27 protein-coding genes are annotated in these 26,682 nt (G+C 66.4%); 21 read left to right on the top strand and 6 right to left on the bottom strand.

All coding sequences use genetic code 11. The annotated features are described in order from the left end of the window. Positions 1-64: 64 nt before the first annotated feature. Genes H9L16_RS13515 through galU form a run of 6 tightly spaced genes read left to right on the top strand, consistent with a single transcriptional unit; the run spans position 65 to position 5,668 of the window. The gene (locus tag H9L16_RS13515; RefSeq protein WP_187552182.1) at positions 65-367 is read left to right on the top strand and encodes an integration host factor subunit beta; all 303 of its coding nucleotides are present in this window, start codon (positions 65-67) and stop codon (positions 365-367) included. 44 nt (positions 368-411) lie between these two features. Further along, on the top strand, positions 412-669 hold the full coding sequence (locus tag H9L16_RS13510; protein ID WP_187552181.1) for a lipopolysaccharide assembly protein LapA domain-containing protein: 258 nt from the start codon (positions 412-414) through the stop codon (positions 667-669). A gap of 5 nt (positions 670-674) precedes the next feature. Further along, entirely contained in the window at positions 675-1,868 is a 1,194-nt protein-coding gene (gene lapB / locus H9L16_RS13505; RefSeq protein ID WP_187552180.1) for a lipopolysaccharide assembly protein LapB, read from the top strand. Then, the gene (locus tag H9L16_RS13500) at positions 1,855-2,850 is read left to right on the top strand and encodes an MraY family glycosyltransferase (protein ID WP_187552179.1); all 996 of its coding nucleotides are present in this window, start codon (positions 1,855-1,857) and stop codon (positions 2,848-2,850) included. Before lapB ends, H9L16_RS13500 begins: the two co-directional genes overlap by 14 nt. Further along, on the top strand, positions 2,847-4,757 hold the full coding sequence (locus H9L16_RS13495) for a polysaccharide biosynthesis protein (protein WP_187552178.1): 1,911 nt from the start codon (positions 2,847-2,849) through the stop codon (positions 4,755-4,757). The genes H9L16_RS13500 and H9L16_RS13495 overlap by 4 nt, the downstream gene beginning before the upstream one ends. A 2-nt stretch (positions 4,758-4,759) precedes the next feature. Beyond that, positions 4,760-5,668, top strand: coding sequence for a UTP--glucose-1-phosphate uridylyltransferase GalU (galU, locus tag H9L16_RS13490; protein ID WP_425507203.1), 909 nt, complete (start codon positions 4,760-4,762; stop codon positions 5,666-5,668). A 69-nt stretch (positions 5,669-5,737) separates the two neighbouring features. On the opposite strand, the gene H9L16_RS13485 is transcribed toward galU, so the two are convergent. The 3 genes from H9L16_RS13485 to H9L16_RS13475 are packed head-to-tail and all read right to left on the bottom strand — an operon-like array spanning position 5,738 to position 10,001. After that, complete coding sequence (locus H9L16_RS13485) at positions 5,738-6,943, bottom strand: acetyl-CoA C-acyltransferase (protein WP_187552177.1); 1,206 nt, start codon at positions 6,941-6,943, stop codon at positions 5,738-5,740. 23 nt (positions 6,944-6,966) lie between these two features. Beyond that, positions 6,967-9,339 carry a 3-hydroxyacyl-CoA dehydrogenase/enoyl-CoA hydratase family protein gene (locus tag H9L16_RS13480; protein ID WP_187552176.1) on the bottom strand — a complete coding sequence of 791 codons (2,373 nt, stop codon included), beginning with the start codon at positions 9,337-9,339 and terminating at the stop codon, positions 6,967-6,969. A 35-nt stretch (positions 9,340-9,374) separates the two neighbouring features. Next, positions 9,375-10,001, bottom strand: a complete 627-nt coding sequence (locus tag H9L16_RS13475) for a TetR/AcrR family transcriptional regulator (RefSeq protein ID WP_187552175.1) — start codon at positions 9,999-10,001, stop codon at positions 9,375-9,377. Between the two features lie 213 nt (positions 10,002-10,214). Here H9L16_RS13475 and ndk point away from each other — a divergent pair, with 213 nt between their 5' ends. The 11 genes from ndk (at position 10,215) to H9L16_RS13420 (ending at position 20,948) form a co-directional block, all read left to right on the top strand. Continuing rightward, entirely contained in the window at positions 10,215-10,640 is a 426-nt protein-coding gene (gene ndk, locus H9L16_RS13470) for a nucleoside-diphosphate kinase (RefSeq protein ID WP_187552174.1), read from the top strand. Between the two features lie 7 nt (positions 10,641-10,647). Continuing rightward, positions 10,648-11,874, top strand: a complete 1,227-nt coding sequence (gene rlmN, locus H9L16_RS13465) for a dual-specificity RNA methyltransferase RlmN (RefSeq protein ID WP_187552173.1) — start codon at positions 10,648-10,650, stop codon at positions 11,872-11,874. Beyond that, complete coding sequence (locus H9L16_RS13460) at positions 11,864-12,676, top strand: tetratricopeptide repeat protein (RefSeq protein ID WP_187552172.1); 813 nt, start codon at positions 11,864-11,866, stop codon at positions 12,674-12,676. Before rlmN ends, H9L16_RS13460 begins: the two co-directional genes overlap by 11 nt. After that, on the top strand, positions 12,673-13,491 hold the full coding sequence (locus H9L16_RS13455; RefSeq protein WP_187552171.1) for a RodZ domain-containing protein: 819 nt from the start codon (positions 12,673-12,675) through the stop codon (positions 13,489-13,491). Before H9L16_RS13460 ends, H9L16_RS13455 begins: the two co-directional genes overlap by 4 nt. Before the next feature lie 75 nt (positions 13,492-13,566). Then, a complete protein-coding gene (locus H9L16_RS13450; protein WP_187552170.1) occupies positions 13,567-14,211 on the top strand; it encodes a YfgM family protein in 645 nt (214 codons plus the stop codon). After that, on the top strand, positions 14,211-15,392 hold the full coding sequence (gene bamB, locus H9L16_RS13445; RefSeq protein WP_187552169.1) for an outer membrane protein assembly factor BamB: 1,182 nt from the start codon (positions 14,211-14,213) through the stop codon (positions 15,390-15,392). The genes H9L16_RS13450 and bamB overlap by 1 nt, the downstream gene beginning before the upstream one ends. Positions 15,393-15,533: 141 nt before the next feature. Continuing rightward, complete coding sequence (gene der, locus H9L16_RS13440) at positions 15,534-16,934, top strand: ribosome biogenesis GTPase Der (protein WP_187552168.1); 1,401 nt, start codon at positions 15,534-15,536, stop codon at positions 16,932-16,934. 7 nt (positions 16,935-16,941) lie between these two features. After that, a complete protein-coding gene (gene mobA, locus H9L16_RS13435) occupies positions 16,942-17,517 on the top strand; it encodes a molybdenum cofactor guanylyltransferase (protein ID WP_187552167.1) in 576 nt (191 codons plus the stop codon). Next, positions 17,510-18,724 (top strand): molybdopterin molybdotransferase MoeA, encoded by a 1,215-nt coding sequence (locus H9L16_RS13430; protein WP_187552166.1) that lies wholly within the window; start codon positions 17,510-17,512, stop codon positions 18,722-18,724. The genes mobA and H9L16_RS13430 overlap by 8 nt, the downstream gene beginning before the upstream one ends. A 17-nt stretch (positions 18,725-18,741) precedes the next feature. Next, the gene (moeB, locus tag H9L16_RS13425; protein WP_187552165.1) at positions 18,742-19,875 is read left to right on the top strand and encodes a molybdopterin-synthase adenylyltransferase MoeB; all 1,134 of its coding nucleotides are present in this window, start codon (positions 18,742-18,744) and stop codon (positions 19,873-19,875) included. Continuing rightward, complete coding sequence (locus H9L16_RS13420; RefSeq protein ID WP_187552164.1) at positions 19,875-20,948, top strand: DUF2272 domain-containing protein; 1,074 nt, start codon at positions 19,875-19,877, stop codon at positions 20,946-20,948. Before moeB ends, H9L16_RS13420 begins: the two co-directional genes overlap by 1 nt. Before the next feature lie 4 nt (positions 20,949-20,952). On the opposite strand, the gene H9L16_RS13415 is transcribed toward H9L16_RS13420, so the two are convergent. Then, a complete protein-coding gene (locus H9L16_RS13415) occupies positions 20,953-21,159 on the bottom strand; it encodes a hypothetical protein (protein WP_187552163.1) in 207 nt (68 codons plus the stop codon). Between the two features lie 38 nt (positions 21,160-21,197). Then, the gene (locus H9L16_RS13410) at positions 21,198-21,497 is read right to left on the bottom strand and encodes a DUF1244 domain-containing protein (protein ID WP_187552162.1); all 300 of its coding nucleotides are present in this window, start codon (positions 21,495-21,497) and stop codon (positions 21,198-21,200) included. Positions 21,498-21,551: 54 nt separating this feature from the next. Here H9L16_RS13410 and folD point away from each other — a divergent pair, with 54 nt between their 5' ends. The 4 genes from folD (at position 21,552) to tadA (ending at position 26,176) form a co-directional block, all read left to right on the top strand. Then, positions 21,552-22,412 (top strand): bifunctional methylenetetrahydrofolate dehydrogenase/methenyltetrahydrofolate cyclohydrolase FolD, encoded by an 861-nt coding sequence (folD, locus tag H9L16_RS13405; protein ID WP_187552161.1) that lies wholly within the window; start codon positions 21,552-21,554, stop codon positions 22,410-22,412. Positions 22,413-22,600: 188 nt separating this feature from the next. Next, positions 22,601-24,061 (top strand): IMP dehydrogenase, encoded by a 1,461-nt coding sequence (gene guaB / locus H9L16_RS13400; protein WP_187552160.1) that lies wholly within the window; start codon positions 22,601-22,603, stop codon positions 24,059-24,061. A gap of 58 nt (positions 24,062-24,119) precedes the next feature. Beyond that, positions 24,120-25,703 (top strand): glutamine-hydrolyzing GMP synthase, encoded by a 1,584-nt coding sequence (gene guaA, locus H9L16_RS13395; protein ID WP_187552159.1) that lies wholly within the window; start codon positions 24,120-24,122, stop codon positions 25,701-25,703. Beyond that, positions 25,700-26,176, top strand: coding sequence for a tRNA adenosine(34) deaminase TadA (gene tadA / locus H9L16_RS13390; RefSeq protein WP_187552158.1), 477 nt, complete (start codon positions 25,700-25,702; stop codon positions 26,174-26,176). The genes guaA and tadA overlap by 4 nt, the downstream gene beginning before the upstream one ends. Here tadA and H9L16_RS13385 read toward each other — a convergent pair. Continuing rightward, the gene (locus tag H9L16_RS13385; protein ID WP_187552157.1) at positions 26,173-26,634 is read right to left on the bottom strand and encodes a DUF2721 domain-containing protein; all 462 of its coding nucleotides are present in this window, start codon (positions 26,632-26,634) and stop codon (positions 26,173-26,175) included. The genes tadA and H9L16_RS13385 overlap by 4 nt on opposite strands. Between the last annotated feature and the right edge of the window lie 48 nt (positions 26,635-26,682).

Genomic DNA, 26,682 nt, shown 5'->3' with positions numbered 1-26,682 from the left:
GACGATCATGGCGGTCCGGCCCAGGCCGGGCCGCCATTTTCTTGGCAGCACACCCTGTGGTTTCATGACCAAGTCCGAACTCATCGAATTGCTGGCGCGACGCCAGCCCCATCTCAAGACAGACGATGTCGACTTGTCGGTCAAGTCGCTGCTGCAGATGATGGGCAGTGCGCTTGCCGTGGGCGAGCGTATCGAGGTGAGGGGGTTCGGCAGTTTTTCCCTGCACTATCGGCCGCCGCGCACCGGCCGCAATCCGAAGACCGGCGATGCCGTCGCGTTGCCGGGCAAGCACGTGCCGCATTTCAAGCCCGGCAAGGAACTGCGCGAACGGGTGACCCCCGTCGTGCCGCTGCCCCAGGACGACTGAAGCGCCGCAGTCCGTTAAGCTAGCAAGCGATCCCGGAGTTCCCGATGCGCCTGCTCCGCCTCATCGCCGCGTTCGCCTGCATCGTCCTCGGTGCCATCGTCGGCGCACTCAATACCCAGCGTGTTGTGCTCGACCTCGGGCTGATCACACTTCCTACCAGTCTCGGGCTCGGCATCCTGCTGGCTCTGCTGCTCGGCGTGCTGGTCGGTGGCACCATCCTCGCCGTAGGCGTTGTCGCACCGATACGCCGCCGCCTTCGCCGCGCCGAAGCCGCTGCGCGCCTGCCGCGCCACCAGGACTGATACGCATGGAATTCCTCGACCAATGGTTCTGGTTCGTCGTCCTGCTGCCATTGGCGGCGTTGGCAGGCTGGGTGATCGGACGCCGCGGCGGCGAACGGCACAGCGACAGCCAGGTGAGCAAGCTGTCGACCACCTATTTTCGCGGCCTCAACTATCTGTTGAACGAACAGCCGGACAAGGCGATCGAGCTGTTCCTGCACATCGCCGAGCTGGACAAGGACACGTTCGAGACCCAGGTCGCGCTGGGCCATCTGTTCCGGCGGCGCGGCGAGGTGGATCGCGCCATCCGCCTGCACCAGGCGCTGGCCCAGCGCAGCGACCTCACCGATGCGCAGAAGGTGCAGGCGTTGTCGGCGCTGGGCGAGGACTACATGCGCTCCGGCCTGCTGGACCGGGCGGAAACCGTGTTCAGCGACCTCGCCCAGCTGGACCAGCGTGCGCCGCAGGCGTTGCGGCACTTGATCGGCATCTACCAGGCCGAGCGCGACTGGGAAAAGGCGATCGAGAACGCGCAGCGCTTCGAGGCCGCCACCGGCGAGTCGATGGGCAAGCTGGTGGCGCAGTTCGAATGCGAACTGGCCGACCGCCAGCGCTCCGCGGGTGACATCGACGCCGCGCGTGCCGCGATCAAGCGGGCCTACGCCGCCGATTCGACCTCGGTGCGTGCCGGCATCAGCGAAGGCCGGATCGAGGCCGAGACCGGCAACCACACGGGTGCGGTGCGTGCTTTCGAGCGCGCTGCCCGCCACGATCCGGACTACCTGCCGGTGATCCTGCCGGCGCTGCTGGACAGTTATGCGAAGCTCGGCGAGCGCACCGGTGCGCGCGCCTTCCTCGCCGAGATGAGCGAGCACTATCGCGGTATCTCGCCGGTGCTTGCGTTGACCAGGATGATCGAGGCGGAGGAGGGCGTCAGTGCGGCGCGGCGCTACCTGGGCCAGCAATTGAAGGATCGCCCGTCGGTGCGTGGCGAGGCGGCGTTGATCGACCTGACCATCGCCGAACATCCAGAACTGGAGCAGGCAGATGCGCGGGCGACCTTGCACGACCTCAAGCACATCACCGACCAGTTGCTGGTACGCAACCCCAGTTATCGCTGCACCCGTTGCGGCTTCGGTGCGCGCAGCCACCACTGGCAATGCCCGAGCTGCAAGGAATGGGGCACGGTGAAGCCTTTGCTGAACTATGCCGTGGTCTGAACCGGCCCTGCTGGCCGCCAGCGCCATTGCTGCGCTGGTGATTTCGATGGCGGGCACGGCGTGGGCGATCACGTACGCACGCCGTCGCGGAATGCTCGACCAACCGGGCGAGCGCCGCAGCCATGCAACGGCGACGCCACGTGGTGGCGGTGTCGGCATCGTCCTGGTCTTGCTGCTGGCGATGATCCTGCTGGGCTGGGGTGTCGATGCCGGCTGGTGGCCGGTGGCAGCCGGCCTGTTGCTCGTCGCCGGGATCGGATGGGGCGATGATCATTACCCGCTGCCAAGTGCGCTGCGCCTGGGCGTACATGCCATTGCCGGCCTTGCGTTGGCATGGGGCTTGCATCTGCAGGACGCGGGCGTACCGGCGCTGCTGGCCGCCCTGGTGCTGGTGCCAGTGCTGGTCAATGCCTGGAACTTCATGGACGGCATCGATGGGCTGGCGGCCAGTCAGGCCTTGCTTTGCGGAGTAGGGCTGGCCTGTCTGCTCGATGTGGGCTGGCAGGTCGCAGGGATCGCACTGACGGCTGCCTGCCTGGGCTTCCTGCCGTTCAACCGGCCGCCAGCGCGAATCTTCCTGGGCGACGTAGGCAGTGGGGCATTGGGTTACGCGATCGCGGCATTGCTCGCCGGCGGCGTGGCCACGTTGCCGTCTTCGAGCTGGCTGTTGCTGGCCTTGCCGCCGATGGCGATGCTTGGCGACAGCGGGCTGACCCTCGGCTGGCGCATCGCCACCGGCCAGCGCTGGTGGCAAGCGCATGTCCAACACCTCTACCAGCGCTGCAGCCGGCGCTGGGGACACCTGCAGGTGTCCACGGCATATGCCCTATGGACGTGCGTGGCCATTGGGATCATGCTTCGTGCGCATGACACGCGGATGCCCGCTGCGCCGGTGGTCGCCATGATGGCGACAATCTGGCTGCTGGCCTGGGCTTGGATGCACCGGCGCAGCGCGACCACGACCGAAGGATTCGGCAGATGAGCACATGGAAGGATCGTCTCAAGCATCGCTTGCCGCGCCTCGCGGTGATCCTGCATGACCTGTTCATGGTCTGGGTCTGCTGGCAGGGCCTGCACTACATGCGCTATGCACTGCAGCCCAGCCAGCTGTCGCTGGCACCGTTCTCCAGCACGGTGTTGATCGTATTGGTCGCGCAGGGATTGGTGTCCTGGCGCGTCGGCCTGTACCGGGGCTTGTGGCGCTTTGCCAGCGTCCCCGACCTGATGAACATCTTCAAGGCCAGCCTGGTCGGCCTGCTTGCGGTGGTCGTGGGCCTCTTCTTCTACAGCCGGCTGGATCTGGTTTCGCGGGCGGCGCTGCTGCTGTATCCGTTCGCATTGACGATCCTGCTGGGTGCGCCACGATTGATCTTCCGTGCCTGGAAGGATCACCGCCTGCTGCAGACTGCCGATGGCGCCGAGCGCGTGCTGATCCTGGGCGCTGGACAGGCGGGCGAGGCACTGGTGCGCGACTTGCGCCGCACCGGTCGTTACGACCCGATCGGATTCCTGGATGATTCGGTCGGCCTGCGCGGGACGCGCCTGCAGGGCCTGCCGGTGCTCGGCAAGGTCGAGGATCTGCCACGGATCGCCCGCGAAACCGGGGCGCAGTTGCTGGTGATCGCAATGCCGTCAGTGTCGGCCACGGCGATGCGCCGGGTCATCGGCCTGTGCGAGCAGAGTGGCTTGCCGTTCCGCACGGTGCCACGCCTGGCCGACATCCTCGAAGGCCGCTCCTTGCCGGGCCAACTCAAGGAAGTCGCCATCGAAGACCTCTTGGGCCGGCAACCGCACACCCCGGACTGGAAGGCGATCCGTGGCTGGTTGGGCGCGCGTTCGGTCCTGGTGACCGGCGCCGGTGGCTCGATCGGCCTGGAACTGTGCCGGCAATGCGCGCGGCATGGCGCACACCGGATCACCCTGCTCGACATCGACGAGCTCGCCCTGCTGACCGCGGAAACCGAGCTAAAGCGCGATTTTCCAGGCATCGAATGCATCCTCGTGCTCGGCGATTGTGGCGATCCGGCCGTGATCGCATACACCTTGCGCAAGGCCGAGCCGGAAGCCGTCTTCCACGCCGCCGCCTACAAACAGGTGCCGCTGCTGCAGGGGCAATTGCGCGAAGCCGTGCGCAACAACGTGCTGGCGACCGACGTGGTGGCGCGCGCCTGCCGCGATGCGCGGGTCGCCACCTTCGTGCTGATCTCGACCGACAAGGCGGTGGATCCGGTCAACGTGCTGGGTGCCACCAAACGGCTGGCCGAAATGGTCTGCCAGGCCTTGGTCGATCCGCGTTCGACCCGCATGGTCACGGTCCGCTTCGGCAATGTGCTGGACTCGGCGGGCAGCGTGGTGCCGCTGTTTCGCGAGCAGATCCGCCGCGGCGGCCCGGTTACCGTCACCGACCGCGACGTGACCCGTTTTTTCATGACCATTCCCGAGGCCTGCCAGCTGATCCTGCAGGCGTCCTCGATCGGTGCGCAGCAAGCCGTGTACACGCTCGACATGGGCGAACCGGTGTCGATCTCCATGCTGGCCGAACAGATGATACGGCTTGCGGGCAAACAGCCGGAGCGCGATATCGCGATCGAATACACCGGCCTGCGCCCCGGCGAGAAACTGCACGAAACGCTGTTCCACGCGGACGAGCGCTACAGCGCCACGACCTACCCGAACATCCTGCAGGCCGCCGCCCGCAGCGTGGTGCCGGAACGCGTCGAGCATGCGCTCGAGGTGCTGCGCGCCGCAGTGCGCGACTATGACCTGGAACGCCTGGCGGATGCCTTGCGTGATGCCGTGCCCGAGTTCAATCCGAGCGACGACACCGAGGTAGCGCATGTCGCCACGATCGTGGCGTTCCCGGCGCGCCGGGCCCGACAACCCCAATGATGATGAAAACCAATACGAATCCCCGCATCCGCGTCGCGGTCTTCCCGGTCGCCGGTCTCGGTACCCGGTTCTTGCCGGCCACCAAGACCGTGCCGAAGGAGATGCTGCCGATCATCGACAAGCCGCTGATCCAATACGCGGTCGACGAGGCGATCGAGGCCGGCTGCGACACCCTGGTGTTCGTCACCAACCGCTACAAGCACGCGGTCGCGGACTATTTCGACAAGGCCTACGAGCTCGAGCAGAAGCTGGAACGCAGCGGCAAACTCGAACAGCTGGAACTGGTCCGCAACGTGCTGCCATCGCATGTACGTGCGGTCTTCGTCACCCAGTCCGAAGCGTTGGGCCTGGGTCACGCCGTGTTGTGTGCCAAGCCGATCATCGGCGACCAGCCGTTCGCGGTGCTGTTGCCGGATGACCTGATCTGGAACCGTGGCCCCGGCGCGTTGAAGCAGATGGCCGACCTGGCCGAAGCCTCCGGTGGCAGCGTGATTGCGGTGCAGGACGTGCCGCGCGCGCAGACCGGCAGTTACGGCATCGTCGCCACCGAGTCGTTCGAGGGTCGGTCGGGACGGATCAATGCGATCGTCGAGAAACCCAATCCCGAGGCGTCGCCGAGCACGCTGGCCGTGGTCGGGCGCTACGTGCTCGACGGGCGCATCTTCGACCTGCTTGAACAGACCGCGCCTGGCGCTGGCGGCGAGATCCAGCTGACCGACGCCATCGCCGCCTTGCTCGCGGAAAAACCGGTACAGGCCTACCGCTTCCAGGGCACGCGTTTCGATTGCGGCACCCACATCGGCCTGATCGAAGCGACCATCCGCTATGCGCTGGATCACGAGAAGCTGAGCGACGCCGCGCGCGACCTGATGAAGAACGCGCTCGACGAAATGGGCGTGGTCGAGACCTGATCCGGGCTCCGTCCGCAGCTACGAAAACGGCGCCGCAAGGCGCCGTTTTCGCATCCATCGATCACTCGCTCAGAGCGCTTCGAAAATCCCGGCCGCGCCCATGCCGGTGCCGATGCACATGGTCACCATGCCGTACTTCTTCTGGTGGCGGCGCATGCCGTGGACGATGGTCGCGGTGCGGATCGCGCCGGTCGCGCCCAGCGGGTGGCCCAATGCGATCGCACCGCCCAGCGGATTGATCTTCGATGCATCGAGGTCGCTGTCGCGGATGACCGCCAGCGCTTGCGCGGCGAATGCTTCGTTGAGTTCGATCCAGTCCAGTTGATCCTTGGTCAGGCCGGCCTGCTTGAGCGCCTTCGGGATCGCCGCGATCGGGCCGATGCCCATCACTTCCGGGCGCACGCCGGCGACCGAGAAGCTGACGAAGCGGGCGAGCGGGGTCAGGCCGTAGTCCTTGATCGCCTGCTCCGACGCCAGCAGCACGCCTGCGGCGCCATCGCTCATCTGCGAGGCGGTACCTGCGGTCACGGTGCCACCAAACTGCTGATTGCGGAATACCGTGCGCAGCCTGGCCAAGCCTTCCAGCGATGTATCCGCACGCGGGCCTTCGTCGTGTTCGACCAGCAGTTTCTTCAGGCGCACCGTGTCGCCGGCCAGGTCCGGCTGGCGCGAGATCACTTCGTAGGCGCTGATCTCCTCGCGGAACTCGCCAGCGGCCTGCGCGGCCAGCGCTTTCTGGTGCGAGGCCACCGCGAACGCGTCCTGGTCTTCGCGCGAGATCTTCCATTCCTCGGCGACCTTTTCGGCGGTGATGCCCATGCCGTAGGCGATCGCCACGTGGTCGTTGTCGAACACGCTGGGTGCCATCGCGATCTTGTTGCCCATCATCGGCACCATCGACATCGATTCGGTGCCGCCGGCCAGCATCAGGTCGGCGTTGCCCAGGCGGATCTGGTCCGCGGCCATTGCCACGGCCTGCAGGCCGGACGAACAGAAGCGGTTGATGGTCTGCGCGGCGATGGTATTCGGGAGGCCGGCAAGCAGCAGGCCGATGCGCGCCACGTTCATGCCTTGCTCGCCCTCGGGCATGGCGCAGCCGATGATGGCGTCGTCGATGCGGTTGAGGTCGATGCCCGGTGCCTGCGCCACCACCGACTTCAGCACGTGGGCCAGCATGTCGTCGGGACGGGTATTGCGGAACACGCCTTTGGGTGCCTTGCCGACCGGTGTGCGAGTGGCGGCGACGATATAGGCGTCTTGTACTTGCTTGCTCATGGGGTTGGGTCCTTTGTCGTCGCTCAATTGCGCAGCGGCTTGCCGGTCTTCAGCATGTGGGCGATGCGGGCCTGGGTTTTTTCCTGCTGCGCCAGTTCCACGAAGTGCTGGCGCTCGAGCTTGAGCAGCCATTCCTCGTCCACCAGCGACCCACGGTCGATCTCGCCGCCGCACAGCACGGTGGCGATGCGCACGGCGATCTCGTAGTCGTACGGACTGATGAAGCGGCCTTCCAGCATGTTCACCAGCATCATCTTGAAGGTGGCGATGCCGACGTCGCCGCCCACCTGGATGCGACGCGCCGGCAGCGGCGGGCGATAGCCGGTGTCGGCCAATGCGGCGGCTTCCTGCCTGGCGATGTGCAGCAGTTCATAGGCGTTGAACACGACCTTGTCGGCCGCGCGCATCAGGCCCAATTCCTTGGCTTCAAAAGCCGAGGCCGAGACCTTTGCCATCGCCACGGTCTCGAAGGTCTTCTTCAGTTCGGCGAAGACGTCGCCGCCCGGTCCCGCCGCCTGCGAGGCGCGCACTGCGATTTCCTTGAGGCCGCCACCGGCCGGCAGCAGGCCGACCCCGGCTTCGACCAGGCCGATGTAGCTTTCCAGGTGGGCCACGCTGCGGGCGCTGTGCATCTGGAACTCGCAGCCGCCGCCCAGCGCGAGTCCGCGCACCGCCGCGACCACCGGCACCAGCGAATACTTGATGCGCTGGCTGGTGGCCTGGAAGTTGGCGACCATCGCCTCGAACTCGGCGATCTTGCCGGCCTGGAGCGCGGCGAGTGCCCCTGACAGGTCGGCACCGGCTGAGAAAGGCTCCTTAGGCTGCCAGATCACCATCCCCTTGAACTTCTGCTCGGCGATGCCGATCGCCTCCTGCAGGCCGTCCAGCACCGCGTCGGAGACGGTGTGCATCTTGGTCTTGAAGCTGGCCACGGCGATGTCGTCGCCGTCCGTCCACAAGCGGATGCCGTCGTTTTCGTAGACCGTCTCACCGGGTGCGAACACCTCGCCCAGCAGCGGGTCGGGGAAGCGCTGGCGTTGGTAGACGGGCAGGGTGGAACGTGGAAGCTTGGCGTTCTTGGCCGGGCTGAAGCTGCCCTCGGCGGCGTGCACGCCCTCGCGACCATCGAACACCCAGTCCGGCAGCGGCGCGCTGCTCATCGCCTTGCCGGCCACGATGTCGTCGGCGATCCACTGCGCCACCTGCTTCCAGCCGGCGGCCTGCCAGGTTTCGAACGGGCCCAGCGACCAGCCGTAGCCCCAGCGGATCGCCAGGTCGACGTCGCGCGCGGTTTCGGCGATGTCTGCCAGGTGATAGGCGCTGTAGTGGAACAGGTCGCGGAACGTTGCCCACAGGAACTGCGCCTGCGGATGCTGGCTCTCGCGCAGCTTCTGGAATTTCTCCGCCGGATTGCGCAGCTTGAGGATCTCGACGACTTCCGGTGCCGCGCCGCGGTCTGCCGGGCGGTAATCCTGGGTGTCGAGGTCGACGACCACGATGTCTTTGCCGGCCTTGCGGAAGATCCCTGCACCGGTCTTCTGGCCCAGCGCGCCCTTGCCGATCAGTGCCTGCAGCCAGGCCGGCGACTTGAAGTACTGGTGCCATGGATCGTCGGGCAGGGTGTCGGCCATGGTCTTGATGACGTGGGCCATGGTGTCCAGGCCGACCACGTCCGAAGTGCGGTAGGTCGCCGACTTGGGCCGGCCGACCAGCGGGCCGCTGATCGCGTCGACTTCGTCGAAGCCGAGCTTGAACGTGCCGGTGTGGTGGATCGCGGCCAGGATCGAGAACACCCCGATCCGGTTGCCGATGAAGTTCGGGGTATCCTTGGCGTAGACCACCCCCTTGCCGAGGGCGCTGGTCAGGAAGGTTTCCAGCCCCTCCAGCACTTCCGGATCGGTGGACTTGGCCGGGATCAGCTCGGCCAGATGCATGTAGCGCGGCGGATTGAAGAAGTGCACGCCGCAGAAACGGTGTCGAAGTTCTTCAGGAAGAACTTCCGCCAACTTGTTGATTCCCAAGCCAGATGTGTTGCTGGCCAGTACCGTATGGGCGGGAATGAACGGGGCGATCTTCTTGTAGAGATCCTGCTTCCAGTCCATCCGCTCGGCGATGGCCTCGATGACCAGGTCGCAGTCGCGGAGTTGTTCCAGGCCAGTCTCATAGTTGGCGGGAGTGATCGTCTCGGCCAGCGACTTGCTCGCCAGCGGAGCGGGGCTGAGCTTGGCGAGACCGGCAATCGCCTTGGTGACCACGCCATTCGGGTCGCCGTCCTTGGCCGGCAGGTCGAACAGGACGGTGTCCACGCCGGCGTTGACCAGGTGCGCGGCGATCTGCGCACCCATCACGCCGGCACCGAGGACGGCGGCGCGGCGGACAAGCAATTTCTGAGACATGTGGGGTATCTCCTTGATGAAGCTGATGAAATTGGTCAGCTGGCGTCGGCTTGAAAGCCGGCTGCAGCGAAACGGATGAGTGCCTTGGCGGCGCGCTGGCGATGGTTCGCCTCGGAGACGCCGGCCGGTCGCTTGATCAGGCCGAAGTCGGCCATCGCATAGGTCAGGGCGCCGGACAGGAAGTCCAATCGCCAGTACAGGTCTTCCTTGCCCAGGCCCGGCACGCAGCCGACGAGGGCCTTGGCGAACTCGCGCGGCACGTGCCCGTACTGGTCGGAGAGGAACTTGCGCAGGCTGTCGTTGCTCTCGGCGTATGCGCGGGCGATCACCCGGATGAAGGCGCCGCCGCCGTGACGGTCCTGGGCCATTGCCAGCGCGGGTTCCACGAAGGCGGCGAGGATCGGCTCCAGTTGGCCCGGGTGGGCCTCGACCGCGCGCTGCAGGGCAGCCAGGCGTTCACGGCTCATGTCGTCCATGCGCCGGCGGAACACCTCGTTGACCAGGTTTTCCTTGCTGCCGAAGTGGTAATTCACCGCCGCGATGTTGACGTCGGCGCGGCTGGTGACCTGCCGCAGCGAGGTCGAGGCGAAGCCTTGCTGGGCGAACAGTTCCTCCGCGGCGTACAGGATCCGGTCCTTGGTCGAGAAATGCGGCAGGGTCATCGGTCGCCTCGTCGAATCAAACGCTTGTTTGGATGCTAAGGCTGGAACGGTGCAGGCGTCAATCGCCAGCCAGTCGAAGGGTGGAGGAGGACGGCAACATCGGCTAGAATTCGCCGTAGCCATATCGGCCAAACCCGCGCCAGTACGCGGGTTTTTCTGTTATCTTCGGGCTTGCGAACTGTCGGTTTGCGGCCCGCCTCACTGGAGAATCCCATGGCGCTGGAGCGCACCCTTTCGATCATCAAGCCCGACGCCGTTGCAAAGAACGTCATCGGCGACATCTATTCCCGCTTCGAGAAGGCCGGCCTGAAGGTCGTGGCCGCGAAGATGAAGCACCTGTCCAAGCAGGAAGCGGAAGGTTTCTACGCCGTGCACCGCGAGCGCCCGTTCTTCAGCGCGCTGGTCAACTTCATGATCTCCGGCCCGGTGATGATCCAGGCGCTCGAGGGCGACAACGCCGTGCTCAAGCACCGCGACCTGATGGGTGCCACCAACCCGAAGGACGCCGCGCCGGGCACGATCCGCGCCGACTTCGCCGACAGCATCGACGCCAATGCCGTGCATGGTTCGGATTCGCTGGAGAACGCGGCGATCGAAATCGCCTACTTCTTCCCGTCGACCGACGTCCACGCGCGCTGATCGACCGATGAGCGACACGCGCACTCCGGACATCGACATCGCCCTGATCGGCGATGTCGCCGTGCGCGACCCTGCGACGGCGGCTCCGGCCGCCGCCGTTTCGAAGACCAATATCTTCGACTTCGACCGGGCTTCGCTCGAGCGCTTCTTCGAGGAAGAACTCGGCGAAAAGAAATTCCGTGCGCAGCAGGTGATGAAGTGGATCCATCACCGCTACATGACCGACTTCGGCGAAATGACCGACCTCGGCAAGGTGCTGCGCGCCAAGCTGGAAGAGCGGGCGGTCGTGCATGCGCCGCATGTCGTGCTGGACAAGGCATCCGAGGACGGCACCCACAAGTGGCTGCTCGGCATGGATGCGAAGAACGCCATCGAGAGCGTATTCATCCCGGACAAGGGTCGGGGCACGCTGTGCGTGTCCAGCCAGGTCGGTTGCGCGCTCAACTGCCAGTTCTGTTCCACGGCCACTCAAGGCTTCAATCGGAACCTTTCGACCGCCGAGATCATTGGTCAGGTCTGGGTGGCCGCTCGCCACCTCGGCAATGTGCCCCACCAGCAACGCAAGCTCACCAACGTGGTGATGATGGGCATGGGCGAACCGCTCATGAACTTCGACAACGTGGTGCGCGCGATGAGCATCATGCGCGACGACCTCGGCTACGGCTTGGCCAACAAGCGAGTGACGCTGTCGACCGCCGGCATGGTGCCGATGATCGACAAGCTGGGCGAAGTGTCCGACGTGTCGCTGGCGGTCTCGCTGCATGCGCCGTTCGACGACCTGCGCACCGAGCTGGTGCCGCTCAACAAGAAATACCCGATCGCCGACCTGATGGATGCGTGCGTGCGATATGCGCTGCGCAAGCGCGGCACCTCGGTGACCTTCGAATACACGCTGATGAAGGACGTCAACGACCAGCCCGAGCACGCGCGCGGCCTGGTCAAGCTGCTGCGCGAGTTCGACCGCCGCGTGCAGATGAAGGACGCGGCGAAGGTCAACCTGATTCCGTTCAATCCGTTCCCCGGCACGCGTTTCGCCCGGCCGACGGACGAGGCCATCCGCGCGTTCCAGAAGCAGCTCAACAATGCCGGGATGATTGCGCCGGTGCGGCGTACCCGAGGCGACGACATCGATGCCGCCTGCGGCCAGTTGAAGGGGCAGGTGCTGGATCGCACCCGTCGCTCGGCCGAGCATCGCAAGCGGCTGGCTGCGTCCGGAGTGTCCGATGCGGCGTGAAGCGAAGGTGATGCTGGTGGCGGCCTGCGTGTTCGCCTCAGGCTGCAGCCAGTTGGAGCGACTCACCATCGTTCGCCCGTCTGCGGCGCGCGGTGAATACACCAAGATCGCCTCAACCTACGATGTCAGCGGCTCGAGTACACGCGGTCGTGACACCGACGTCACCCAGTTGTTGATGTCGGCTTCCCACTTCTACCAGGCAGGCGACCTCGCGCAATCCCAGGGAATGGCTCAGCGCGCGCTCAAGTCAGATCCGCGCTCCGGCGATGCGCATACCCTGCTCGGTGCGATTGCCGATGCCCGCGGTGATGGGGTGGCTGCGGGCAAGCATTACGGCAAGGCTGCCGAGATCGCGCCGAAGACCGGCATCTACGCCAACAACTACGGCACTTGGTTGTGCAGCAACGGTCGCGCAGCGGAGTCGCTGGACTGGTTCGACGCTGCCGTCGCCGATCCTGCTTATCCGACCCGTGGCATGGCCTTGGCCAATGCAGGCAAGTGTGCGCGCCAAGCGGGCCAACCTGACCGCGCCGAAGCGAACTGGCGACAAGCGCTAACGCTGGAGCCGGGCAACGTGCCGGCCTTGTCCGGCATGGCGGCGCTGCAGTTTTCCCGCCACCAGTATTTGGAGGCGCGGGCTTTCACCGAGCGCTGGCTTACCGCTGCACCTGTCGATGCGGATGGCCTGAGTCTGGCGATCCAGGTCGAACAGAAACTTGGCGACAACGCGGCCGCTTCACGCTATCTTTCACGTTTGCAGGCGATCCCCTCCGGTTCCGGCCCGGCTCCGCGCACGCAATGAGCTCGAAACACGCCCATCCCGACGATACCCACCAGACCCTTGCCGGCTGCGGCGAGCGTTTGCGTCTGGCGCGCGAAGCCTCTGGCTTGAGCGTGGACGACGTGGCGGCGCGCCTGCACATGCCGGCACGCGTGGTGAAGTCGCTTGAGGCCGAGGACTGGTCGCGACTGGGCGCGCCGGTGTTCGTGCGCGGCCAGGTCCGCAGTTACTCGCGTCTGCTGGGCCTGACCACGGCACCGATGATGGCCGCGCTGGATGTGGGGCCGATCGAACCTTCCAGGCTGGTCAGCCGCACGCACACGCCGAAGGCGCAGTGGTGGGCGGAGCAGATCGGCCGCCGACTGGTCTACATCATCCTGACCCTGTCGCTGGCGGTACCGGCTTGGGTGGCGACCCGCCAGCATCTGTCGGGTGCCAGCGAAGGCACCACCCCGCTGGACGCGCCGGCAGATCCAGCGGCAAGCCTGCCCGCGACATCGACGCCCGCCAGTCCTCGCACCGTGGTCGCTTCGATGGCCCCAGTGGCGGCACCGGCTGTGCAGCCCGTTCCTGTCATCGACATCGTGCTGCGTACCAGCGCGGAAAGCTGGCTCGAAGTGGTTGCGCCGGACGGTGCTTCGGTCGAAAAGGGCCTCGTGCCCGCAGGCAGCGAGCGTCGTTATGCCGCCGCTCAGGTCGCACGCCTGACCATCGGCAACGCTTCCGCGGCGCAGCTTGAACACCGCGGCCGCGTCGTGGACCTGGCACCGTTTGCCCGCGCGAACGTTGCACGCTTTGCGGTATCCTCCGACGGTTCGCTCGTGGCAGCCGATTGACCGTCCGGTCGATCTTCGCGGGCACTTCCCAATCAGTAGAAATGTCCCGCCCGAGCATGGCGGGCGAGAGAAAGCATGGCGATCGACGACCTGCTCAACGAGCATGAACAGAGTGAGCGTGTCCGCGGCTGGGTCCGCAGCAATGCCATCGGCCTGATCGGAGGCGTCGGCTTGGGGCTGGGTGCCATCTTCGGTTGGCAGTGGTGGCAGGGGCAGCGCACGCAGGCGCAGATGGGTGCGAGCGTGCGCTACGCCCAAGCCATCGATGCTTTCGAATCCGGCGCTTTGCCGCCGGACAAGGGCCGCGGCACGATTGCCGCGCTCGGCAAAAGCAACCCGACCCTGGGCACGCTGGCGGCGCTGCAACTGGCCAAGGCGCAGGCCGAGTCCGGAAAGCGCGACGACGCCATCGCCACCCTGCGCAATCTGCGCGAGGTGGACGCCGACCTGCGGCCGATCGTGCGCCAGCGCCTGGCGCGTCTGCTGATCGACGCCGGCAAGCCCAAAGACGCGCTGCCGCTGCTCGACGACGACAAGAACCCGTCGATGCTGGACGTACGCGGCGACGCGCGGTTCGCGCTGGGCGAACGTGCGCTGGCGCAGAAGGATTACCTGAAGGCACTGGCGCTGGTCGATGTCGCCGACCCGGAACACCGCCTGCTCACCTTGAAGTTGATCGAAGCGGGCGGCACGCCGCCGCACACCGAGGACAAGACCTGATGATCCACGCGTCGCATCGTTCCCTGCGCCTCGTCGCTGCCACCGCGCTGGCGGTGGCCGTGCTGTCCGGTTGCACCACCATCAAGAATGTCTTCGACGGCCGCGGCAAGGACAAGTCCGCCGACCCGACCCCGCTGGTGCAGATCAGCCCGAGCGTCAATGTCAGCAAGCTCTGGAGTGCCTCGCTGGGCAAGGGCGAAGACAAGCTCGGGATCGGCCAGCATCCGGCGATCGTTGACGGCCGCGTGTATGCGGCGGCGCTCGAAGGTGGCGTGTCCGCGTTCGACCTGCGCACCGGCCAGTCGCTGTGGCGCTACGCCTCGGAACTGCCGTTGAGTGGCGGTCCCGGCGCCGGCGAAGGCCTGGTGGCGATCGGCAGCCTGGAAGGGGATGTCATCGCGCTGGATGCCGCCACCGGTGCCGAGAAGTGGAAGTCCAAGGTTTCCAATGAAGTCATCGCCGCGCCCGCGGTCGCTGGCGGCATGGTCTTCGTCCATTCCAACGATGGCCGGGTCACTGCACTCGACGCCGCCACCGGCGAGCGTCGCTGGTTCTACAGCGCGGAAATCCCGGCGTTGACCGTGCGCGGCAACGGCGGCATCACCGTGGGACCGGGCATCCTCTTCGTCGGCAACGACAACGGCACCCTGGTGGCGCTGTCGACGACCGATGGCACGCCGGTATGGCGCACGCCGGTGGCCGAGCCGGAAGGCCGCAGCGAGCTGGACCGCATGGCCGATGTCGATGGCGAGGCGGTGCTGGACAACACCACGCTGTACGCCACCAGCCACAAGAACCACACCGTGGCGATCGACGGCCCCAGCGGCCAGATCATGTGGGACAGCGCCAATGGCGGCACGCGTGGCCTCGGCGTGAGCAATTCCGCGGTAGTGGTGACCGACCCGACTGGCAACGTGCATGGGTTGGACAAGAACAGCGGCGGCAGCCTGTGGAAGCAACCGGGTCTGGCCTATCGCAACGTGAGCGCGCCGACGATCCAGGGCGATTTCGCGGTGGTCGGCGACCTGGAAGGCGTGGTTCACTGGCTGCGTCTGAGCGATGGTGCATTCGCCGCGCGCTCCAGCGTGGGCGGCGCGATCACCGGCAAGCCGGTGGTGTCCGACGGCATCGTGGTAGTGCAGACCACCGAAGGCCAGCTCGCCGCGTTCGGCCTGCAATAAGCGCCTCCGCCAGCCTGCGGGCTGGCATGCACCTGCGGCCCCGGCTACCCTGCCGGGGCCGTCGCGTTTTTCCCATGGCGGTACGTCTTGGACGGCACGTTCCACGTGACTGCAATTCGCGCCCTGCGCAAAGGTTGATCCATGCTCCCCCTCGTCGCCCTCGTCGGGCGCCCCAATGTCGGCAAGTCCACGCTGTTCAATGCCTTGACGCGCACCCGCGATGCGCTGGTGCACGACCAGCCGGGCGTGACCCGAGACCGCAACTACGGCGTCTGCCGCCTGATCGAAGGGCGCCCGTTCGTGCTGGTCGATACCGGCGGCATCGCCGGCGAGGACGAAGGCCTGGCCGGTGCCACCGCCCGCCAGTCGCGCGCCGCCGCGGAAGAAGCCGACCTGATCCTGTTCATCGTCGATGGCCGCGAAGGCGCCTCGGCGCTGGACGACGACATCCTGCGCTGGCTGCGCAAACTGTCCAAGCCGACCCTGCTGGTCGTCAACAAGTCCGACGGCATCGACCTGCAGGCGGCGCTGTCGGAATTCTCCCGCTACGGCCTGGGCGATGCGTTGCCGACGTCGTCGGCGCACCGCACCGGGATCGACGAAGTGCTGGCGAAGGTGGTGGAGCGGCTGCCGCAGGAAGGCAGCACGGAAACCCTGGACACCGATCCGACGCGCGTGCGCATCGCCTTCGTCGGCCGTCCGAACGTGGGCAAGTCCACGCTGGTGAACCGGATCCTCGGCGAGGAACGGATGATCGCCTCGGAAGTGCCGGGTACCACCCGCGATTCGATCGCGGTGGACCTGGAACGCGACGGCCGCAAGTACCGGCTGGTCGATACCGCCGGCCTGCGCCGGCGGGCCAAGGTCGAGGAAGCGGTCGAGAAATTCTCGGTGTTCAAGACCCTGCAGGCGATCGAGCAGTGCCAGGTCGCGGTGCTGATGCTGGATGCCAGCGAAGGCGTGACCGATCAGGACGCTACCGTGCTCGGCGCGGTGCTCGACGCGGGCAAGGCACTGGTCATCGCCATCAATAAATGGGACGGCCGCACCGATTACGAACGCCAGCAGACCGAGACCTTGGTCTCGCGCAAGCTGAGCTTCGTGGAATGGGCGGAGAACGTGCGCATCTCCGCGCTGCATGGCTCCGGCCTGCGCGAGCTGTTCCGCGCGATCCACCGCGCACATGCGTCGGCGACCAAGGTGTTCAGCACCGCCGATGTCACCCGCGCGATCGAGGCTGCCTACGAAGCCAATCCGCCGCCGGTGGTGCGCGGGCATGTGCCGAAGATGCGTTTCGCCCATCCGGGCGCGGAAAGCCCGCCGACCTTCATCGTCCACGGCACGCGCCTGAAGTCGCTGTCGAACACTTACCAGCGCTATCTGGAGAACTTCTTCCGCAAGCGCTTCAAGCTGGTCGGCACGCCGATCCGCTTCCTGTTCCGCGAAGGCGAGAACCCGTACAAGGACAAGAAGAACGTGCTGACCAAGAGTCAGGTCGCGAAGAAACAGCGCCTGATCCGCCGTGTGAAACGCGCCAAGTAGCCAGTTGATGATGCTGCGCGGCGACCTCACGCTGGGCATCCTGGCTGGCGGCCGCGGCAGCCGGCTCGGCGGTCGCGACAAGGCCTGGCTGCAACGCGACGGGATTGCGCAGGTGCTGCGCATCGCACGGCGTTTCAACAACGAATGCGGCGCGACGCTGGTCAGTGCGAACCGCGACTTGCATCGCTACGGCACGGAAGGCCTGGCAACGATCGAGGATCGCGTCATCGACATCGGCCCGCTCGGCGGGATCGATGCGCTGGCATCGGCCTGCACGACGTCATGGCTGCTGACGATCCCGGTGGACGTGGTGAACACCAACGATTGCCTGCTGCGCACGCTGGCAAGCGCGGGTGGTGAGGGCGCCGCGGCTGAGGACGACGACGGCCTGCAGCCGCTGGTCGCGTTGTATCGCGTGCAGCGACTGCGCGATGCAGCGCGTGCCGCCATCGCGGCAAACGCGTTTTCCATCGAGGCGATGCAGGCGCGGATCCCGTTGCCGCGCGTGCGCTTTGCCGGCCTGCGCTTCGGCAACCTCAACACGCCGGAGGACCTGCATCTGGCAGGCTATGCCGATGACTGAATTCCCCACCTCGATCCTGTTCGAAGAAGCGCGCGAGATCCTGTGCAAAGTCGCGGCGGCGCATCGCTTGCCGATCGAGCATGTCGCTTTGGCGCGCACGCATGGCCGCGTGCTGGCGGAGGACATCGTTGCGCCAATCGCCCTGCAGCCGTTCGACAACAGTGCGATGGATGGCTACGCCTGCCGCCATGCGGATTTGCGCAAACACGAGTCTGTATCGCTGGCGCTGGTCGGCGAGCAGTTCGCCGGTCGCGCGCTTGGCCTGCATGTCGGTGCCGGCGAATGCGTGCGCATCACCACCGGCGCACCGATGCCGATCAGTGCGGATACCGTGGTGATGCGCGAGGACACGCAGGTCGATGGCGATGCAGTGACCATGCCGCCCGGCGTGCGTGCAGGCGTCAACGTGCGCATTGCCGGCGAGGACGCACAAGCCGGTGATCCGGTGTTGCGGGCCGGGACCCGGCTCAATGCCGTGCAGGTGTCGCTGGCGGCGTCGCTCGGCATCGAGCGTTTGCCGGTCTCGGCCAAACCCACGGTGGCAGTTTTCACCACCGGCGACGAGCTGGTCGAGGCGGGCATGCCCTTGCAGCCCGGCGAGATCTACAACAGCAACCGCGAATTGCTGATGGGCCTGTTGCGCGCGGAAGGACTGGAACCGGTCGCGTGGCCGACGCTTCCCGACGATCCGGAGCGCATCGCGTCGATGATGCAGGACGCCGCATCGAGTTTCGACGTGGTGATCACATGCGGCGCGGTGTCGGCGGGAGAAAAGGACCATATCCCGGCCATGCTGCAAGCACATGGCCGCGTGCATTTCTGGAAAGTGCGGATGAAACCGGGCATGCCGCTGCTGGCAGGCAAGCTGGGGCAAGCGCAGTTCCTGGGCCTGCCGGGTAATCCGGTCTCGGTGCTGGCGACCTTCCTGACCTTGGGCCGTGTGTTGATCCATGGTCTGCAGGGCAGGGCGGAAGGGCCGCGTCGATTCGCGCGCCTGCAGATAGCCATCGAAAAGCCGCATGCGCGCCGCGAATTCGTGCGCGGGACGCTGCAGGTCGACGACACCGGTACGCTATGGGTCACGCCGAACGCGGCGACAGGTTCCCATCGCCTGCGTGCCGCAGCGGATGCCGATGCCCTGCTGGTGCTGGCGGAAGGCGCTATATCGCTCGCACAGGGCGATGTCGTCGAAGTGCTCACGTATTGATCGGCGATAATCGCGGGATGTCTATCCGCATCCTGAGTCCCGACGAAGCACATGCACGCCAACAGGCGGGCGCATTGCTCGTCGATGTGCGCGCCCCGCACGAGCGCGCGTTGGGCATGGTCGAAGGCGCACGGGGTATCGTCCGCGAAGACCTGCAGACGGATCCCGCCACGCATATCGCCGATCTCGACACCGAGGTGCTGCTGGTTTGCCAGCGTGGCGCGCGTTCGCTGCAAGTCGCGCTGTTCCTTGAAGCACGCGGCTATCGCAACCTGTCGTCCGTTGAAGGCGGCACCGATGCCTGGGACGCGGCCGGCCTGCCGATGCAACGCGCCGATGTCGATGCCGATTTCAGCGAGCGCTATTCGCGCCACTTGCGCCTGCCCGATGTCGGACTGCAAGGTCAGAAGGCGCTCGAAGCTGCGCGCGTGCTGCTGGTCGGCGCGGGAGGATTGGGCTCGCCGGCGGCGTATTACCTGGCCGCGGCCGGCATCGGCACCCTGCGCATCGCCGACGACGACGTGGTCGACCGCAGCAACCTGCAACGGCAGATCCTGCACACCGAGGCACGCATCGGCACACCAAAAGTGGAATCTGCCGCGATCGCGCTGGCCGCGTTGAACCCGCGCACGACCATCGAAGCTATCCGCGAGCGCATCACGTCGGACAACGTGGAACGCCTGCTCGACGGCATCGACGTGGTAGTCGATGGTGCCGACAATTTTCCCGCGCGCTACCTGCTGAACGATGCCTGCGTGAAGCTGGGCAAGCCGCTGGTCTACGGCGCGGTGCATCGTTTCGAAGGGCAGGTCAGCGTGTTCGATGCCGGTCGCCATCGGGGCGTGGCACCTTGCTATCGCTGCCTGTTTCCGGAGCCGCCGCCGCCGGAATCCGCACCCAACTGTGCCGAAGCCGGCGTACTTGGCGTGCTGCCGGGCGTGATAGGGCTGCTGCAGGCCACCGAGGCGATCAAGTTGCTGCTCGGCATCGGCGGACCCTTGCGTGGTCGCCTGCTGCAGTTCGATGCATTGGCGATGCGGTTTCGCGAGACGCGCCTGTCGCCGGACCCGCAATGTCCGGTCTGCGCGCCGGATCGCGCTTTCCCTGGTTATGTCGATTACGCGGCGTTCTGCGCCGGAGGCGAGGTTTGATGGCGGTGGAGACGAAGCGGGCAGGCAAGCGGTCGCCCTGGTCGATGCGGTTGGCCGGGCTCGGCCTGCTGCTCTGTTCCGGATGGGCGATGTCCGCCGACCAGTGCCCCGCCTTGCGCGGCCGGCAAGGTGATGCCGAAGTCGCCACCCGCATCGCCGCGATCGCCTGCGACGAACACCTGCGCTGGAACCGGCCCTTCATCGACACCGATGGCCGGCTGGCCAGCAGCGCCGTATACGAGGCCGAAAGCCGCGGGCTGCAGGATGGCGGCTCGCCGTGGCGTCGCGTCGCGTTCTATTGGCAATCCGCGGGCCTGTTGTCGCCGATGGCCGCCAAGTCCGGCGCAACCGACTGCAACTACGCGATCAACAGCACCTACCCGGGCCTGGGCTGCCGCGGCTTCGTGGTCGACAACCCGTGGTCGGCGGCCTTCATCTCGTGGGTGATGCAGCGCGCCGGCGTGCCGGGCTTCCGCAGCTCCGCCAGCCATTTCGACTACGTGCGCGCCGCGCGCGTCGATCCCGAGCGCAGCCCCTACCGTTTCCTGGATCCGATGGCCGCCGCCCCGGCCGTCGGCGATCTGCTGTGCTACGTCCGCACCAACCGCGTGTATGGCTTCCGTGGCTTGTCGGACACCATCGATGGTGGTGCCAGCGGGCTGGCGATGCATTGCGATGCGGTGGTCGCGGCCAACCCGGGCGGTGATGGCAAGGCCTATGCGGTCGGCGGCAACGTGCAGCAGGCGGTCACCATGCGCCAGTTCAACCTCAATGCCAGTGGCCAGTTGTGGGGCGTCCCGCAGCGCACCGAGGGCGATGTGGAATGTTCGCCGGACACGCAGGGTGCCTGCAATTTCAACCGCCAGGACTGGGCAGTGCTGCTCAAGCTGAAGTCGCAGGCGGAACTCGCGCTGATTGGCCCGGTGCAGCCGCCGAGCTACCTGCCCAACCAGGTGGTGCCACAGCAGTGCTGCGTGAACTGCGTGGTCGGTTCCGGCGTGCCGCGTTGCCCGGCACCCGGCCAGCTGCCCCTGCAGCCACCGCTGGAGGGACAGCTGCAGGGTTCCGAGTGACCGGTCAGGACGCGGTCGCGGCCGGCTTGGCGCGCGACCGCGGCTTGGCGCGATGGTCGACCTGCACGCCCAGTACCACGTGGCAGTGGATGCAGCTGTAGCTCAGGCAGCGCGCATTGCTGCTGCCATCGGCCACGCCGACCACGTTCTCGATGTTGACGTGCAAGACGCGCTTGCCGCACTTGGGACATTCGCCGTGGATCATCGCCATGTGGCCCCCTGCTGGGTCGCTGCCGGCCGACGGCGGTCTCAGGATGAGCGCGTGCGCGCCTCGAAGGCGGCCAGCTGCTCCGGCGTGGCTTCGGCCTGGTGCCGCGCCTTGAATTCAGCGAATGGCATACCGTACACCGCTTCCCGCGCTTCGTCGCGGGTCATCGACAGGCCGCGTTCCTGTGCTGCGTCACGGTACCAGTCGGCCAGGCAGTTGCGGCAGAACCCGGCCAGGATCATCAGGTCGATGTTCTGCACGTCCGGGCGCTGCACCATCAGGTGGTCGCGCAGACGGCGGAACGCGGCGGCTTCGAGTGCGGTGGTGTCGGTGTCGGTCATGGTGGTGCCTGCGTGGGCGATAATGCGCGCCCGACTGTAGCGCAACGCCACCGCATGCCCGCCAAGATCCTCGACGGAAAGCGCATCGCCGACGACCTCCTGCACACACTGAAGGCGCAGGTGGATGCGCGCGTGGCCGCAGGCAAGTCGCGGCCCGGGCTGGCGGTGGTACTGGTCGGCCAGGATCCCGCCAGCCAGTCCTACGTGCGCAACAAGCGCCGTGCCGCCGAGAAAGTAGGCATCGAGGCGCTCGATTTCGACCTGCCGGCAGGCACCACCGAAGCGGAATTGCTCACCCTGATCGATCGGCTCAATGCGGATCCCGGCGTGCATGGGATCCTGGTGCAGTTGCCGTTGCCCGGCATCCGCGACGCGACGGCGCTGATCGAGCGCATCCATCCGGACAAGGATGTCGACGGCTTCCACCCGCAGAACGTGGGGCATCTCGCGCTGCGACAGTTTGGCCTGCGCCCGTGCACGCCACGCGGCATCACCACACTGCTGGCCTATACGGACCGGCCGGTGCGCGGACAGAGCGCGACGATCGTGGGCGTGTCCAACCACGTCGGTCGGCCGATGGCGATGGAACTGCTGATCGCCGGCTGCACGGTGACCAGCTGCCACAAGTTCACCCCGCTGGACGTGCTCAAGCGCCACGTCGGCGAGGCCGACATCCTGGTGGTGGCCGTCGGCCGTCCTGGCTTGATCCCCGGCGACTGGGTCAAGCCGGGCGCGGTGGTGATCGATGTCGGCATCAACCGGTTGGACGATGGCCGACTGGTCGGCGATGTCGGATTCACCGAAGCCGCCAGCCGTGCCAGCTGGATCACTCCGGTGCCCGGCGGCGTGGGGCCGATGACCGTGGCCACGTTGATGCAGAACACGCTGGAAGCGGCGGAACTGGCTGATTCCTAGGCTCGTCATTCCCGCGAAGGCGGGAATCCAGCGTCTTTCGTGAGATGCGACACGGCTGATAGCAAAGTCACTGGATTCCCGCCTTCGCGGGAATGACGATCAAAAGCAACCAGCGCCGAGCCAGGCGGCCAGCGTGCCACGACCCAAACCGGTTAGAATGGCGCGCTTCACAAGCCACCGGACCCCGCATGCTCCGCATCCAGGCTGAAGCGCTCACCTACGACGACGTCTCGCTCGTCCCCGCGCATTCGACGATCCTGCCCAAGGACGTCACCCTGACCAGCCGCCTGACCAAAGGCCTCTCGCTGCGCCTGCCGATCGTGTCGGCGGCGATGGACACCGTCAGCGAGGCGCGCCTGGCCATCGCCCTGGCCCAGCTCGGCGGCATCAGCATCATCCACAAGAACATGAGCGCCGAAGCGCAGGCCGCGCAGGTTTCGCGGGTGAAGAACTTCGAGGCCGGGGTGATCCGCGACCCGTTCACCGTCGGACCCGACACCACCATCGGCGAAGTCCTGCGCCTCACCCGCGCGCGCAATATCTCCGGCGTGCCGGTGGTCGACGCCGCGGGGCAACTGGTCGGCATCGTCACCGGCCGCGACATGCGCTTCGAGAAGAAACTCGACGACCCGGTCCACCACATCATGACCAAGAAGGATCGCCTGGTCACGGTCAAGGAAGGCGCGTCCGACGATGAAGTGATCGGTCTGCTGCACAAGCACCGCATCGAGAAAGTGCTGGTGGTGAGCGACGAGTTCGCCCTGCGCGGCCTGATCACGGTCAAGGACATCCAGAAAAAATCCGACAACCCGAATGCCGCCTACGACAGCCGCGAACGCCTGCTGGTCGGTGCCGCAGTCGGCGTGGGTGGCGATACCGAAGAGCGCATCGAAGCGCTGGTTGCAGCCGGCGTGGACGTGGTGATCGTGGATACCGCGCACGGCCACTCGCAGGGCGTGATCGACCGCGTGGCCTGGACCAAGAAGCGCTTCCCGTCGTTGCAGGTCGTTGGCGGCAACATCGTCACCGGCGATGCCTCGCTGGCATTGATGGATGCCGGCGCGGATGCGGTCAAGGTCGGCGTCGGCCCAGGGTCGATCTGCACAACGCGCATCGTGGCCGGTGTCGGCGTGCCGCAGGTCACCGCGGTGTCGATGGTCGCCGAGGCGCTGCAGGATCGCATCCCGCTGATCGCCGACGGCGGCATCCGCTATTCCGGCGACATCGGCAAGGCGATCGTCGCCGGCGCGTCCAGCGTGATGATTGGTGGCTTGTTCGCGGGCACCGAGGAAAGCCCGGGCGAGACCGAACTGTTCCAGGGCCGCAGCTACAAGAGCTACCGCGGCATGGGTTCGCTGGGCGCGATGGAGAAGGGCAGCAAGGATCGCTATTTCCAGGATGCGAGCGACGCCGACAAGCTCGTGCCGGAAGGCATCGAGGGGCGTGTGCCGTATCGCGGTCCGCTCAGCGGCGTGGTCCATCAACTGGTTGGCGGCCTGCGCGCCACGATGGGGTACGTCGGTTGCGCCACCATCGAGGAGATGCGCACGAAACCGTCCTTCGTGCAGGTGACCGGCGCCGGCCAGCGCGAAAGCCACGTGCACGACGTGCAGATCACCAAGGAACCGCCGAACTACCGCGCGTCCTGATGCCATCCACGAAGGGAGACGCGAGTTTCCCTTCTTCGTTTCCGCAAACGGAATTCCGATGACCCAGCCCAGCACCCCGGACATTCACGGCGACAAGATCCTGATCCTGGATTTCGGCGCCCAGTACACCCAGCTGATCGCCCGCCGCATCCGCGAGATCGGCGTCTACTGCGAGATCTGGGCCTGGGACCACGACCCGGCGGAGATCGCCGCGTTCGGCGCCAAGGGCATCATCCTCTCCGGCGGCCCGGAGTCGACCACTGAAGCTGGAAGCCCGCGCGCACCGCAGCAGGTGTTCGATGCCGGCGTGCCGCTGCTCGGCATCTGCTACGGCATGCAGACCATGGCGATGCAGCACGGCGGCATGGTCGAGGGTGGCCACCATCGCGAGTTCGGTTACGCGGAAGTGGAAGTCACCGCGGCCAGCGCCTTGCTCGACGGACTGAAGGACAAGCCGGGCACGCCCGCGAGGCTGGACGTGTGGATGAGCCACGGCGACCGCGTCACCGCCGTGCCGGAAGGCTTCAGCGTGATCGCCCGCACCGCTGGCGTGCCGATCATCGCGATGGCCGACGAGGCGCGTCGCTGGTACGGCGTGCAGTTCCACCCGGAGGTGACCCACACGACCTCAGGGGAATTGATGCTGCGTCGCTTCGTGGTGGATGTCTGCGGCTGCCGCACGCTTTGGACCGCCGCCAACATCATCGAAGACCAGATCGCCCGCGTGCGTGCGTTGGTCGGCGACGACGAGGTCATCCTCGGGCTGTCCGGCGGCGTCGATTCCTCGGTGGTCGCCGCGCTGCTGCATCGCGCGATCGGCGACAAGCTCACTTGCGTGTTCGTCGATACCGGCCTGCTGCGCTGGCAGGAAGGCGACCAGGTGATGGCGATGTTCGCGCAGAACATGGGCGTCAAGGTGCTGCGCGTGAATGCCGCCGACCGCTACTTCGACAGGCTGGAAGGTGTCCAGGACCCGGAAGCCAAGCGCAAGGTCATCGGCAACCTGTTCGTCGAGATATTCGACGAGGAATCGCAGAAGCTCGCCAACGCGAAATGGCTTGCGCAGGGCACGATCTACCCGGACGTGATCGAGTCGGCCGGCAGCAAGACCGGCAAGGCGCACGTGATCAAGAGCCATCACAACGTCGGTGGCCTGCCGGAACACATGAAGCTCGGACTGGTCGAGCCGCTGCGCGAACTGTTCAAGGACGAAGTGCGCCGGCTGGGCCTGGCGCTTGGCCTGCCGCGCGACATGGTCTTCCGCCATCCGTTCCCCGGTCCCGGGCTCGGCGTGCGCATCCTCGGTGAGGTGAAGCGCGAGTACGCCGAGCTGCTTGCGCAGGCTGACCACATCTTCATCGACGAACTGCGCAATGCCGGCCTGTACGACCGCACCAGCCAGGCCTTCGCGGTGTTCCTGCCGGTCAAGTCGGTCGGCGTGGTCGGCGACGCCCGCGCCTACGAATGGGTGATCGCGTTGCGCGCGGTCGAGACCATCGACTTCATGACCGCGCACTGGGCGCACCTGCCGTATGACTTCCTCGGCACGGTCTCCAACCGGATCATCAATGAACTGCGTGGGGTCTCGCGCGTGGTCTATGACATTTCCGGGAAGCCGCCTGCGACGATCGAGTGGGAATGACGGGTTCTACCGACGAACGCTGGATGCGCCACGCGTTGGACCTCGCCGAACGTGCGCGCGACGAGGACGACGAGATCCCGGTCGGTGCGTTGGTGGTCGATGCCGACGGGAATCTCGTCGGCGATGGCTGGAACCGCAACATCGCCGAGCACGATCCGTCCGCGCATGCGGAGATCGTGGCGATGCGGCGGGCCGGTGCTGCCATCGGCAACCACCGGCTGCTCGGTTGCACGCTGTACACCACCCTGGAGCCGTGCGCGATGTGCGCCATGGCAATCGTGCATGCGCGGATTGCGCGGGTGGTGTTCGGTGCCAGCGATCCAAAGACCGGGGCAGCGGGCAGCGTGTTCGACCTGCTTGCCGATCCGCGCCACAACCATCGCGTCGAAGTTGTGGGTGGCGTGTTGGGCGAGCAGGCCAGTGCGATGCTGACGAATTACTTCAGAGCGAAGCGCCTGAAGGCTCCGATCTAATTGCGCCGTCGCGCCAGTTCCTGGTCGAGCTCGGCATCGAAGCTGACAACCGCCAGGCTGACTTCGCGCCACATCGCGAAGCTTGCACCCAGCAGGAACAGCACGCCGAACACCGCCAGCAGGGTTGGAACCACGCCCAGCCGGAAACCGAGAAACGCATCCATCGCCAGCGACAGGCTGGTGCCGACGAAGCTGGCCACCGCGCCATACAGCAGGCGACAGGCGCGCAGGACCAAATGCGCACGTTGCCGATGGCGCAGGATCTGCTCGTCGCGTTCGGCACGGTCCGGCGCATCCAGCTCCCACGCCACGATCAGGCCGCGCAAACGATCCACCACGCGCGCCAGCCGCGTGTTGGCCGACGCCAGCAGCGCAGCGGTGGCAGTCAGGAAAAACGCCGGGGCCAGCATGGCGGTCAGGATCGCGTAGTGGCTCAACGCGCCAGTGTTCTGGAGCATGCAGGTTCTCCGGGGTCGAGCCGGTATGATGCCCGCAGCCCACCACGC

The organism is Thermomonas carbonis (assembly GCF_014396975.1).
Classification (GTDB): domain Bacteria; phylum Pseudomonadota; class Gammaproteobacteria; order Xanthomonadales; family Xanthomonadaceae; genus Thermomonas; species Thermomonas carbonis.
Note: the sequence above shows the minus strand (reverse complement) of the source record. Positions and strands in the feature narration are given on the sequence as shown.